Origin of the sequence: Sphingomonas sp., from assembly GCF_041661825.1 — a bacterium.
Lineage (GTDB): Bacteria > Pseudomonadota > Alphaproteobacteria > Sphingomonadales > Sphingomonadaceae > Sphingomonas.
The window spans coordinates 879,744-892,403 of record NZ_JBAZTU010000001.1 but is presented as its reverse complement, the minus strand read 5'-3'; the positions used below and the strand labels follow the sequence as shown (position 1 = coordinate 892,403).

13 protein-coding genes are annotated in these 12,660 nt (G+C 63.9%); 4 read left to right on the top strand and 9 right to left on the bottom strand.

Features of this window, described 5'->3' with window-relative positions:
• Positions 1-65 precede the first annotated feature (65 nt).
• A complete protein-coding gene (locus WC729_RS04035; protein WP_372849779.1) occupies positions 66-1,481 on the top strand; it encodes an aldehyde dehydrogenase family protein in 1,416 nt (471 codons plus the stop codon).
• Positions 1,482-1,494: 13 nt separating this feature from the next.
• On the opposite strand, the gene WC729_RS04030 is transcribed toward WC729_RS04035, so the two are convergent.
• From WC729_RS04030 to WC729_RS04020, 3 genes are all read right to left on the bottom strand, one after another.
• A complete protein-coding gene (locus tag WC729_RS04030) occupies positions 1,495-1,881 on the bottom strand; it encodes a hypothetical protein (protein ID WP_372849777.1) in 387 nt (128 codons plus the stop codon).
• Positions 1,881-2,891: a hypothetical protein gene (locus WC729_RS04025; protein WP_372849775.1), complete on the bottom strand. Its 1,011-nt coding sequence runs from the start codon at positions 2,889-2,891 to the stop codon at positions 1,881-1,883. The genes WC729_RS04030 and WC729_RS04025 overlap by 1 nt, the downstream gene beginning before the upstream one ends.
• 128 nt (positions 2,892-3,019) lie before the next feature.
• The gene (locus WC729_RS04020) at positions 3,020-3,919 is read right to left on the bottom strand and encodes a LysR family transcriptional regulator (protein ID WP_372849773.1); all 900 of its coding nucleotides are present in this window, start codon (positions 3,917-3,919) and stop codon (positions 3,020-3,022) included.
• Between the two features lie 116 nt (positions 3,920-4,035).
• Between WC729_RS04020 and WC729_RS04015 the strand changes: the two genes are divergently transcribed.
• Positions 4,036-4,956, top strand: coding sequence for an alpha/beta fold hydrolase (locus WC729_RS04015; protein WP_372849771.1), 921 nt, complete (start codon positions 4,036-4,038; stop codon positions 4,954-4,956).
• A 124-nt stretch (positions 4,957-5,080) separates the two neighbouring features.
• Here the strand turns inward: WC729_RS04015 and WC729_RS04010 are convergent, their stop codons facing one another.
• Both WC729_RS04010 and WC729_RS04005 read right to left on the bottom strand, forming a co-directional pair.
• The gene (locus tag WC729_RS04010) at positions 5,081-6,226 is read right to left on the bottom strand and encodes a hypothetical protein (RefSeq protein WP_372849769.1); all 1,146 of its coding nucleotides are present in this window, start codon (positions 6,224-6,226) and stop codon (positions 5,081-5,083) included.
• Positions 6,223-6,522 (bottom strand): hypothetical protein, encoded by a 300-nt coding sequence (locus tag WC729_RS04005; protein ID WP_372849767.1) that lies wholly within the window; start codon positions 6,520-6,522, stop codon positions 6,223-6,225. The genes WC729_RS04010 and WC729_RS04005 overlap by 4 nt, the downstream gene beginning before the upstream one ends.
• 191 nt (positions 6,523-6,713) lie before the next feature.
• Here WC729_RS04005 and uvrA point away from each other — a divergent pair, with 191 nt between their 5' ends.
• Positions 6,714-9,794: an excinuclease ABC subunit UvrA gene (uvrA, locus tag WC729_RS04000; protein ID WP_372849765.1), complete on the top strand. Its 3,081-nt coding sequence runs from the start codon at positions 6,714-6,716 to the stop codon at positions 9,792-9,794.
• A gap of 5 nt (positions 9,795-9,799) precedes the next feature.
• A complete protein-coding gene (locus WC729_RS03995; RefSeq protein ID WP_372850997.1) occupies positions 9,800-10,012 on the top strand; it encodes a YodC family protein in 213 nt (70 codons plus the stop codon).
• A 17-nt stretch (positions 10,013-10,029) separates the two neighbouring features.
• On the opposite strand, the gene WC729_RS03990 is transcribed toward WC729_RS03995, so the two are convergent.
• The 4 genes from WC729_RS03990 to WC729_RS03975 all read right to left on the bottom strand — a co-directional run bounded on the left by WC729_RS03990 (position 10,030) and on the right by WC729_RS03975 (position 12,659).
• Entirely contained in the window at positions 10,030-10,830 is an 801-nt protein-coding gene (locus WC729_RS03990; protein WP_372849763.1) for a TIR domain-containing protein, read from the bottom strand.
• Positions 10,831-10,960: 130 nt separating this feature from the next.
• Positions 10,961-11,206 (bottom strand): hypothetical protein, encoded by a 246-nt coding sequence (locus tag WC729_RS03985; protein WP_372849761.1) that lies wholly within the window; start codon positions 11,204-11,206, stop codon positions 10,961-10,963.
• A 317-nt stretch (positions 11,207-11,523) separates the two neighbouring features.
• On the bottom strand, positions 11,524-11,973 hold the full coding sequence (locus WC729_RS03980) for a hypothetical protein (RefSeq protein WP_372849759.1): 450 nt from the start codon (positions 11,971-11,973) through the stop codon (positions 11,524-11,526).
• A gap of 119 nt (positions 11,974-12,092) precedes the next feature.
• Positions 12,093-12,659, bottom strand: coding sequence for a hypothetical protein (locus WC729_RS03975; RefSeq protein WP_372849757.1), 567 nt, complete (start codon positions 12,657-12,659; stop codon positions 12,093-12,095).
• Between the last annotated feature and the right edge of the window lies 1 nt (position 12,660).

Below are 12,660 nucleotides of genomic sequence, written 5' to 3'. Positions count from 1 at the left end.
ATCTGTCCAGCTTATCCGGTCAATCGATGCGTCCTATCTCGCCTCCAGCATCAATGGAGGCTCCCGTGAAAAGCATCGACACCATCTATATCGACGGCGCATTCGTCACACCGCACGGCACCGAGCTGTTCGATCTGCACAACCCCGCGACCGGCCAGGTCATCGGTACGGTCCGCCTCGGCGATGAGCTCGACACCCGCGCCGCCATCGCCGCTGCGAAGCGTGCCTTCCCCGCCTTTTCGCGCACCTCGAAAGAGGAACGGATCGCGGTGCTCAACCGCCTCGCCGACGCGGTCGAGGCGCGCAGCGCCGATCTGATCGAGGCCACGATCGAGGAATATGGCGCGCCCGTATCGCGCTCCGCCTGGACGTCGGCCTATGCGGTCGCCGTCTTCCGCCTCGCCGCGCAGACGCTGGAAAACTACGACTTCACCCGGCAGATCGGCACTGCCCGGGTCACGATGGAGCCGCTCGGCGTCGTCGGTCTGATCACCCCGTGGAATGCCAATGCGGGCTTCATCTGCGGCAAGCTCGCCATGGTCATCGCCTCGGGTTCGACCTGCGTGATCAAGCCAAGCGAGATGAGCGCGATCCAGACCAGCATCGTGCTGGAGGCGCTGCACGCGGCCGGCGTGCCGAAGGGCGTGTTCAATGTCGTCAACGGCCGCGGGGACGTGGTCGGCGCCGAGCTGAGCGCGAGCCCGGACGTGGCCAAGATCAGCTTCACTGGATCGACCGTCACTGGCCGCGCCATCCTGCGCGCCGCCGCCGAGACGATGAAGCGCGTCACGCTCGAACTCGGCGGCAAATCGCCGATGGTCATCCTCGACGATGCCGACTTCGCCGAGGCCATCCCGTTCGCGCTGATGGCCGGCTTTGCCAATAGCGGCCAGGCCTGCATCGCCGGCACCCGCATCCTGGTGCCCGCATCGCGCCTCGCCGAGTTCGAAACGGCGATCGAGGCGGCGGTTGCCGGCATCAAATCGGGCGATCCGCGCGATCCGGCAACCGCGATCGGCCCGATGGTCAGCCAGCGCCAATGGGACCGCGTCCAGTCCTATATCCGCAAAGGTGCGGAGGAAGGGGCGACTCTGCTCGCGGGCGGCGAGGGACTTCCCGAGGGCGAGGCAGGCGGCTGGTTCGTCCGCCCGACCGTCTTCACCAAGGTGCGCAACGACATGACGATCGCCCGCGACGAGATCTTCGGCCCGGTCCTCACCATCATCCCCTATGCGGATGACGAACAGGCGATCGAGATCGCCAACGACACCGTCTACGGCCTCCACGCCTATGTCGCCGGCAAGGACGACATCCGCGCCCGCGCGGTGGCCGATCGTCTGGTCGCGGGCCGGGTGATCGTCAACGGTGCGCCGATGGAGCCGATGGCCCCGTTCGGCGGCTTCAAGCAATCGGGCATCGGCCGCGAGAACGGCGTGTTCGGGCTCGAGGCCTATCTCGAACCGAAGGCAGTGATGGGCTGATCGGACCTGGGGTTCAGCCTGCGCCGCCGATAAAGGGCAGGGCGGCGAACTTGGTCACGACGCCCGTCACCTTGTCGACGGCGCCGGCGATATCGTCGATCGTATGGGCGATCGCCTGGATCCGGTCGGCCTCCTTCTTCGCCGCCTTGGACAGGGTATTGATCTGGTCGATCAAGGTCCCCGACGCGATGGCATCGTCGATCTGCTCGATGCCAAGCACGGCGTGCCGCCGCAGCGTGTCGAGGATGCGGTCGTCGGTCGCCTTGGCCTTTTGGAAGACGGAATCCGGATCGTCCGAAAAAGGCGCTGACTGAAGGATCTGCATCGACATCGTCAGATCCTGGACCAGGGTGTTGCGCGTCTGCGCCCAGGCGCCGAGCGTCTTGAGCTGCGTGGCCATCACTCCTCCTCCTTCTGCTTCAGCGTCTCGATCGCGCTGCTGGTCACGCTCGCCAGGTCGAGCACTGCGTTGATCGCCGCTTCGAAATCGACATTGCTGCCCGATCGCGCCGCCTCGGCGAGTTTGCCATGCGCGACGCCGATCGCGAGATAGCGCTGCTGCTCCCCGCTGCGCGCATTATAGTCGGCGACGCGGGCGAACAGGATGTCCTGCGCCGACCGCAGATCGTCCGGAGACGCACCGTTCGACGCCAGCCGCGAGGCATTGACCTGCGCCTCGGCCGCCGCTTTCAGCAACGCGGCGGAATCGTACAGATCGAGCCGATCGTCGACATCGGCCAGCAGGCCCGTCGCCTCCTGCACCAGCGGATCGGCGGCAATGACGATCTTCTTCAGGACGCGCCCGCGCTCGGCCGCCAGGAACAGCCCGCCCGCCTTGGCGACGATGGAGGCGATCGCCCCGATCTTCGCGCCGGTCGTGCCCGGCGCCGCGCCCGTCGCCTTGCGGATCGCCCCGTCGAGATTGCCGAGCGACGTGGCAAGCCCCGTCACCGACGTGGAAAAAGCCTCCTGGTCCTTGGTGGTGTCGGCCGCGAGCAGGATCAGGTTGTCGGAATAGTCCGACAGCGCCTGGCCGAGCGCCTTGATATTGGCATAGGTCGGCACCCGCTCGATCGGCTTGTTGTTGATATCGACCAGGGCGCATGGCGCCCGCGGTGCCGTAGCGGCGGGATCGGGTGGCAGCAGCAGGAGCGCGCAATCGGGCGACAGGCGCAGATCGACATGGTTCGTCGCCAGCGCCGCATGGATCCGCTCCTTCTCGTCGGCGGTCAGCGCGGTGAGGCGTTCGTCCTGCACCGCGACCGATGCCTTGGTCAGCGTCCCGAACTGGCCGACCGAGTCGCGATAGGCGGTATTGATGCATCCGCTGAGGCAGGTCAGCATTGCCGCGACCGCGACGGCCTTGCGCCCGCGCCACCATGGCCCCGGTTCAGCACGTGTCAGGTCCACCTGTTCCTCCTCCGTTGCCGGCGATCGCCCGGGCCCGCGCAGATTACGCCTTCGCCGCGGCGAAGGGTCGATTTTTGGCACCGTATCGGTGGTATCGGCGAACCGCGACTCCGATAGCCCCGGGGCCGTTATGCCCGATCCCAATAGGGCGGATCGCCGAAGCTTCGCCTGAGGCTTGCGGTCAGCGCGGCGATCTTGGTCGAGGCGCTGCGATCGCGCGGATAGGCGAGGAACAGCTCGGCACCCTCCGCCTCGAGCCCGATAGCCACTTCCACCAGCGCGCCGCTTGCCAGCTGCTCATGCACGAAGAAGGTCGGCAGCAGCGTGATACCGAGCCTGGCCAGCGCCGCGTCGCGCATGACCAGGCCGTTGTTCACCCGCAACGCTGCGCGCGGCCGCAGCACCGTCCAGCCGTCCGCCCCGGCGAAGCGCCAGTCCGCATCGCGATTGGCGTAGAGGATGCCGCAATGCCCCGCCAGCTCGGCCAGGGTCGCGGGCCGGCCCTTTTCGGCGAGATAGGCAGGGGAGGCGACCAGCACGCGTCGCGTCGTCGCCAGCCGCTTCGCCACCAGCCGCGTATCGCCGACCGGTCCATGGCGGATCACGGCGTCGAATCCGCTCGCCGCCGCATCGACGAAGCCGTCGTCCAGCTCGAGCGTCAGGTCGATATCGGGATGGTCGCGCAGGAAATGGTTCAGCGCCGGTCCCAGATGCAGGATGCCGAACCCCACCGGCCCCGACACCCGGAGCGGCCCGGCCAGCGTGCCGCGCCGCTGCGCCATCTCCGCCGCCGCCTCGCGCGCCTGATAGAGGATCTGCTGCGCGCGCGGCAGGAAGGTGTGGCCGTCTTCGGTCAGGGTCAGCTTGCGCGTGGTGCGCTGGATCAGCCGCGTGCCGAGCGTGCGCTCGAGCTCGGCCAGCCTTTCGCTCACCACGGATTTGGCGAACCCCAGCCGCCGCGCCGCCGCGCTGATCGATCCCGCCTCGGTGATCGCGGTGAAGGCGACGAGGCCGTCCAGCTTCATCATCGTTCGGTTATCCCGGACACTAGTTTCAGGATAATGCTACTAGTCCGAACGACGGATAGCGATCATTTTCCGCTGCAAGACGGGCGCCCCGGTGGCGCCCCAACAGGGGAATTTCGATGCTTCGTTCCTTGATGCTTGCCGGCGCCGCTTTGATCATGGCCGCGCCCGCTACCGCCCAGGTGCCGCCCTATCCGGCGACCTTCCACACCGAGGAGATCGCGACGGACGGCGCGACCATCCATGTCCGCATCGGCGGCAAGGGTCCCGCGGTCGTGCTGATCCACGGCTATGGCGAGACCGGCGACATGTGGGCGCCGATGGCGGCCGATCTGATGCGCGACCATACCGTGATCGTGCCCGATCTGCGCGGCCTCGGCCTGTCCTCCAAACCCGCAAGCGGCTTCGACAAGAAGACTCAGGCGGGCGACATCCTGGGCGTGCTCGACCGGCTGAAGATCGGCAAGGCCGACCTCGTTACCCACGATATCGGCAACATGGTCGGCTTCGCCTTTGCTGCGCTCCATCCCGATCGGGTCGGCCGCTTCGTGCTGATCGACGCGCCGGTGCCCGGCGTCGGCCCCTGGGAGGAGATCCTCAAGAACCCGCTGCTCTGGCATTTCCGTTTCGGCGGGCCCGACATGGAGCGGCTCGTCGCGGGGCGGGAGCGCATCTATCTCGACCGCTTCTGGAACGAATTCTCCGCGGTGCCGGCGCACTTCACGGAAGGGTCGCGCGAACATTACGCCAAACTCTATGCGCTACCCGGCGCGATGCATTCCGGCTTCGCCCAGTTCGCCGCCTTCGATCAGGACGCGATCGACAATCGCGCCTGGCTCGCCGCCAATGGCAAGCTCAAGATGCCGGTCCTCGCCCTCGGCGGCGAGAAGAGCTTCGGCCTGACCATGGCGGTGGTGATGCGCGGCGGTGCCGACAATGTCACCGAAGGCGTGATCCCGGGCTCGGGCCACTGGATCATGGAGGAGAACCCCACCGCAACCGTCGCGATGGTCCGCGGCTTCCTGGTCCCCGCGCAATGACCTGTCTTCGCCCGCTCGCTGCGAGCGGCACCGCGCAGGCGGAGGAGTGCAATTCCGGGGGGCTTTGAGGGGGGAGGGGCGTCCGCCTCATGCGGACGCCCCATCGCGTTCATTCCGATCGCCGTCATTTCAGCAGGTTGAAACCGCTGCCAATGAACACGCCGAACGACACCTTCTTGGTGTCCGATCGCCACCCGACGCGAACGCCTCCCTTGAGGCCGGAGTCGCCGTCGCTGAGGAAATAGAGCGGCACATCCACCCCGACCACATTGTCCAGCGCGTCCCAGGTCACCTGGGGCGCGATCGCGATCGGGGCGATCGTGCCATCCCCGCGCCTGAACCGGTGCCTGAGCCCGAGCGCCACGAGCACGCCCTCGTCGAGCGTCGGTGCGGCCGGCGATGCCGATGTGCAGGTGACCGGCGTCGTGCCGATGCCCGCCGGGCAGAGGATCTCCTCGTCCGCGGCCTTGTATGCCCGCTCATAGCCGACCGATGCGCTGATCGCTGTGCTGGAGCCGCGCAGATAGCGGGTATAATAGCCCTTCGCGCTGAACTGCGCCTTCCGGGCATCATGCGCGGCGAGCGTTGTGGGATCGACATAGTCGAACTTCTTGTATCCGACCGCCGTTTCAAAGCCCCAGTCGAAGGAATCGCCCGGCAGTTGCGCCTCGTGATACGCCCCGAGCTTCCCCGAAAGATGGGTGACGATCAGGGATTCCGAGCCGTTCTCCGGATTGTTGCATTCCTTGATCTCGTCGTCGCGCGCCTTTTCCACCGCGGTCCGCTGCTCGGGGTCGGGGTTCGGGCCAAGGTCGGCGCTGCTTCTGATGAAGTGGTCGCCCGCCTTGCCGCGGCAGATCGCTTGCGCCTCTTCGAAGATGCGCTCGGCATCGGCCGCTATGTCGAGCCGGGCGGAACCGCCGAACTGTCCCCAGCGCAGCGTCAGCTTCGTGCCGTTGGCGAGCCCGTCCAGCGTCGTCGGCGCCGCATCGTTCTTGCCGTCGAACGGCGTCGAGACGATCATGCTGAACTGCTCGAAATAGGCCGTGACGGTATTCGCCTTGCCGTCGCGGAGCTTCCGCTCGCCCGATAGTTGAAGGCCGATCGAAGCGGAATCGTCCCCGGTTCCGGCGGTGACTTCGATCTGCTGGGCGGAAATGCCGCCGAAGCGATCGGTCGGCCCGGCCTCCTGCGCGGTCGCCGCGCAGGGCGCCAGAAGCAGCGCGACCGCCAGCGGCGGCGCCATGCGATATCCCGGACGCGCGCTCATAGCGTGAACTTCTTCCAGCCGGTGCAGTGCGGCTCGCCGACCTGGCTGACTTCGGCCTTTTTCAGTTTGCAGACCTCGGTGGCGCCACAGGTCACCGTCACCGCCAGCGTCTCGCCCGCTTTGCCGAAGAAGGTGTAGAGCAAGGTGTGGCTCGATCCGTCGCCGCATGATCCCTCGACGTCGATATCCGCCTCGCCGGTGCCCCGGCCCGGGACCGCGACGACCTTGCCGTCGATCGCGATCGTGATGATCGTGGCGCCGTCGCTCGGCTCCGTCTTGACATGCAATCTCGCCATATCCGCCCGCTCCTTCGATGGAGAAGGCCGAATGACATGAACACCGTGTCCACACGCGTGACGGCCATCACGCCCCCGCAACGAATCCGCAGCCTTGCCCCCGTCAGAGTCCGACCCCACATCCGCGCTTCACGCGTTGACCTCCCGCGCGGCCTCCATTATCTCTAGAACAAATCTGGAACAGACTGGCTATGCTCACTCACATTTCCGTCCGCGGTGCGCGCGAGCACAATCTCAAGGATGTCTCGATCGACATCCCGCGCGACACGCTCACGGTGATCACCGGGCTGTCCGGATCGGGCAAGTCGAGCCTCGCCTTCGACACCATCTATGCCGAGGGTCAGCGCCGCTATGTCGAGTCGCTCTCGGCCTATGCGCGCCAGTTCCTGGAGCTGATGCAGAAGCCCGATGTCGATCATATCGAGGGCCTCTCGCCCGCCATCTCGATCGAACAGAAGACCACCAGCCGCAACCCGCGCTCCACCGTCGCGACCGTCACCGAGGTGTACGACTATATGCGCCTGTTATGGGCGCGCGTCGGCATCCCCTATTCGCCCGAGACCGGCCTGCCGATCGCGGCGCAGACCGTCAGCCAGATGGTCGACCGCGTCATGGCCCTGCCCGAGGGCACGCGCCTGTACCTGCTCGCCCCCGTCGTACGCGGCCGCAAGGGCGAGTATCGCAAGGAACTGGCCGAGTGGCAGAAAGCGGGCTTCACCCGCGTCCGCATCGACGGCGAACTGTACGAGATCGACGAAGCCCCGGCGCTCGACAAGAAATACAAGCACGACATCGAAGTCGTGGTCGACCGTCTCGTCGTCGGCCCCGACATGTCGACGCGCCTGGCGGACAGCTTCGAGACCGCGCTGAAACTCGCCGAGGGGCTGGCCTATGTCGACCTGGTCGACACGACGGTCGAGGCGCTCCAGACGGGAGAGGGGAGCGGCAACGCCCTGCGCGAAATGCCGCAAACCTTCGTCGCGGAAAGCAATACCCCTCTCCCAGCGGGAGAGGGAGGGGCCCAGCCAAAGGCTGGGAGGGTGAGGGCGACCAAGGCTCAGGCCGCTTCGTCCGATCACCCCAGCCTCTCCCAGGGGGAGAGGGCTTCAAGCGGCATGAAAAACACCGGCATCCCCGCCAACCGCATCGTGTTCTCCGAAAAATTCGCCTGCCCCGTCTCCGGCTTCACCATCGCCGAGATCGAACCCCGCCTGTTCAGCTTCAACGCCCCGCAAGGCGCATGCCCGGCCTGCGACGGCCTCGGCGAGAAACTCCTGTTCGACGAGGAACTCGTCGTCCCCAACCACGCGCTCTCCATCAAGAAGGGCGCCATCGTCCCCTGGGCCAAATCCAACCCGCCCAGCCCGTACTACATGCAGGTCCTGGGCAGCCTCGCGCGCGAATTCGGCTTCAGCCTGGAAACCCCGTGGGAGGATCTCCCCGGCGAAGTGAAGCTGATCATCCTCCACGGCACCGCCGGCAAGCCCGTCACGCTCACCTTCGTCGACGGCAAGAAGTCCTATGACGTGCGCAAGCCGTTCGAGGGCGTCATCGGCAACCTCAACCGCCGCATGCTCCAGACCGAAAGCGCCTGGATGCGCGAGGAGCTCAACAAATATCAGAGCAGCGCCGCGTGCGAGGTCTGCCACGGCGCCCGCCTCAAGCCCGAGGCGCTGGCGGTCAAGCTCGGCATGCGCGACATCTCCTCGGTCACCCGCCTTTCGGTGGTCGATGCGCTCGCCTGGTTCACCGCCATCCCGTCGGCACTGACCACGCAGCAGAACGCCATCGCCGAACGCATCCTGAAGGAAATCCTCGAACGGCTCGGCTTCCTCAACAATGTCGGCCTGGATTATCTCAACCTGGATCGCACCTCGGGCACGCTCTCGGGCGGCGAGAGCCAGCGCATCCGCCTCGCCTCGCAGATCGGCTCAGGGCTCTCGGGCGTGCTCTATGTGCTCGACGAGCCGAGCATCGGCCTGCACCAGCGCGACAACGACATGCTCCTGAAGACGCTGCGGCGCCTGCGCGATCTCGGCAATACCGTGCTGGTGGTCGAGCATGACGAGGATGCGATCCGCACCGCCGATTACGTCATCGACATGGGCCCGGGTGCGGGCGTCCATGGCGGCGAGATCGTCGCGCACGGCACGCTCGATCAGGTGCTGGCCAGCAAGGACAGCATCACTGCGGACTATCTCTCCGGCCGCCGCGAAGTGTCGGTGCCGGACGTGCGGCGCAAGGGCAATGGCAAGAAGATCACCGTCCACAACGCCACCGCCAACAATCTGCGCAGCGTCACCGCCAGCCTGCCGCTCGGCACCTTCACCTGCATCACCGGCGTGTCGGGCTCGGGCAAGTCGAGCTTCACCATCGACACGCTCTATGCCGCCGCCGCGCGCCAGCTCAACGGCGCGCGCGTGCTCGCCGGCAAGCATGAGAAGATCAGCGGCCTGCAATATCTCGACAAGGTGATCGACATCGATCAGTCGCCGATCGGCCGCACCCCGCGCTCCAACCCCGCGACCTATACCGGCGCCTTCACCCAGATCCGCGACTGGTTCGCGGGCCTGCCCGAGAGTTCCGCGCGCGGGTACAAGCCCGGCCGCTTCAGCTTCAACGTCAAGGGCGGCCGCTGTGAGGCGTGCCAGGGCGACGGCCTGCTCAAGATCGAGATGCACTTCCTGCCCGACGTCTATGTGACGTGCGACGTGTGCCACGGCGCCCGCTACAACCGCGAGACGCTCGAGGTGAAGTTCAAGGGCAAGTCGATCGCCGACGTGCTCGACATGACGGTCGAGGACGCGGTCGAGTTCTTCAAGGCCGTCCCCCCGATCCGCGACAAGATGGCGATGCTGGCGGAAGTCGGCCTCGGCTACGTCAAGGTCGGCCAGCAGGCGACGACCCTGTCGGGCGGCGAAGCGCAGCGCGTCAAGCTGGCCAAGGAACTGTCCCGCCGAGCAACCGGCCAGACCCTCTACATCCTCGACGAGCCCACCACCGGCCTGCATTTCGAGGACGTCCGCAAACTGCTCGAAGTGCTCCACGCGCTGGTCGACCAGGGCAACACGGTCGTGGTGATCGAGCATAACCTGGATGTCATTAAGACCGCCGACTGGGTCCTCGACCTCGGCCCGGAGGGCGGCGTGAAGGGCGGCGAGATCGTCGCCGAGGGCACCCCAGAGAAGGTGGCGAAAACGAAGGGGTCGTTTACCGGGCAGTATCTTGCGCCATTGCTGGAACGTGGGCGGGAGCGGGTGGCGGCGGAGTGAGTGAAATGACATACGGCATTGGCGACAAGGTTAAATTGAGTTCTGGCGGCCCTACAATGACAGTGGAATCTGTTAGCGGTTCAAAAGTTATTTGTGTCTGGTTCTATGATCATCAGGTTAGGAGGGATGTATTTGACATTGATATGCTTAGAACCCCTGGCTCTCCCGTTGTTATTACTCGTAATCAGAGTAGATTTAGAGATTCGGGTGGGTATTGAAATGCAAAATTTCGTAGTTAGTTCAATTTGTATCCGGCGTTTTTCAGCTCTTTACTTATAGAGTATGCTATCTCTTCAATATCCTTATCGAACCTTTTGTAAATAACTCCGCTGACATCACTCGGAAGGGTTACGGGGCTTTTGTATAGGCAGCAGGTGCGAGTTCGGCCTAGTCTTCCAACAAAGTAGCCGAATTCGAATATCACGTTGGGGCGTGCTCGATGCTCTTTGAGACGCGCGCTATCCTCTTTGCTTTCCTCTGATGCAAGATACGTTACTTCATCTGGTGTAAGTAGAATGAATGCATAACCCACATCTGCATAATCTTCGAATTTTTCGATTATCGTGCGCCCTCCGTCCGCCTGCCTATGTAACACCATCGGTTCAAGGCCCATTTCGGAAAGGAGTATCTCTAGGTCCGTTTTGGATTTGTCATCGTGGCCGTGCACTATAAAGACTCTATTGGAATAGTTCAGCGGAGCCTTGGAGGAGCTGTTATTGAGCTCACCAAATGTGTCGTCACCGAGAAGGTCGCGAGCTGCCTCAAGCGCGCCCATATAATGCGACATCGCTAAAGAAAAGTTATCCTGTCCGTACCCAGGTAAATTGATGCGGTCAGCCGCTGAAATCATTTTGAACTGGGCGCTATCGGATTTGAATAACGCAGAGATGGCGCCCGAGACCCGGACCTTCCATGAAAGCCAAGCCGATGTATATGACTCGACGTAGCCGCGCTCCGTCTTCGTCGAAAAATTATCAAATGTGAATTTGTTCCCTGACTCTATGAGGTCGTCGATCTTCTTAAGTGCGCCTTCCATTGTTTTTACCTCGGATTAGAAATTGGAGTGTTGCGCATCGCACTCGAGTGAAGTGAGGCTGCGTGGGCGCACGAAATCCCGCGGCGATTTAGGCGATCAAACGCACCAAACGATAAAAACAGAGGGCGAGTTAGCCGGCGGTTTTCTCTCGAACCTCATCGACCAGTGTTGCGAAACCACTTCCGGCCCGCCCGATCGTCATTAGTTCGCCGACGTCCATGTAGCGTAGTCCTGTCAACGTTACCGGCACCTTTCGAAGGGCCGCCGCTTCTGCCAATCGTACAATATCAGACACATCTCGATATTGTACGTTGGTAGTGATCGGGATGCCGGCGTCGACGAGCGCTATAACATCATCCATATCGCGGTAGCGCATGGCGCACTCCTATTTTCGAAAACTGCTTATGATCAGTTTCCTTTATATCGTCACGCTTCTTATTGCGATTTTGGCCTCCTTGTCCGAGCTAGCTTGAGTTACGGTGCCACGTGCAATAACCCCCAAACTTCGCACTCGACCAGTCCCGTCCGCAGCCATCGATCCTTACTGAGCTATCGGCCGCCCATGCAGGGTACTGAACAGAATTACGGTGACAGTGCACTTTATTCGCGCAGCGAATCCCGCACCACTACGGTAACAGTTTACTACTTAAGTCGCCATAGGAAGCCGCAATCACCGGCCGAAATGCCCGGCTTTCAGAATAAGCCGCGAGCTTCGCCTCGTATCAAAAACCGAACCAATCCTACGCCCAACGCCACCAGAACCACGATCGCAAGCCGTAACAGGCCCGTGCGCCAATCGTCGTCGTTGATCTCGACGCCTTCCGGAATATTGTCGTCGTCGATCCACGCACGACGAAACGTCCATCGCCAGTAAAGAAACACGAAGAGCGCGGCCGGCAGGGCGGCAACGGGAAACAGGATGTCGGCCGGGATCGAAAGCTTGGGGGAGCCCTCGGTCGTGTCGATGGCGATCGTGACGCCCACCACCGATAGGAAATAGGCCAGGCCGGTTATCCAGCTTGCCCGCTTCGTCGGCGCTGCCTGGGGAACGATGAAATAGGAGAACGCCAACGTCGCGAGGAGCATCAGCAAAAGCGCCGCACCCGCGAAAAACGCGCCAATCTGAAGTACGTCTTTGTCCACTCTATCGCCCCCTCCCCCGGAATTATGCGCCAGTTTACTCACTGGGTTGCCACAGGGAGGCCTCGGCCATCACGCCGAAACGCGTAGCTGCCCTCTGCTGGTCCCGCCCCCGCGATACCCTAACCCTTCGCCGCCGCGATAAGCGCAGGATCGGAAAGCGCCTTCCGCACCAGCTGCGCATAAAGCGCATTATACTGCAGAAACGCCTCCTCGATCGCGAGCGCGCCGATGAAATCGGAATGCCATTTCGCGTCCACACGATAGTCCTTGGCCAGCACCAGTTTGCCATTGCGCCACAGGCTGATCCTGGCGCCGAGCGACCCGCCGCCCTTCTTGAAATCCTCGCTCGCCCGGCTTTCCGTCAGCACGCCGTCGAGCCGCAGCGGCGATGCGGGGTCGAGCTTCCCGGCCGCCTTCAATTCGGTCTCGAAGGTCGCGCCGAGAAATTCGGCGAAGGTGCGCCCCTTCGGCGCATGCAGGACCGAAAGCCGGATCTGGATCGCGCGACCGATGTCGCGGCTGGCCGGCGTGAAGGCGCCGAGCGCCATCGGCGGCACGCCCTGGTCGCGCAACACCCGCATCGTTTCGAGCGACGGCGGCACCTCGTCGATCGCCGAGGTGCAGCCGCTCGCCGTCACGCAGCCGAGCACGAGCAGGGCGGCCCGAAAGCGGGGGAACCGCCCCATC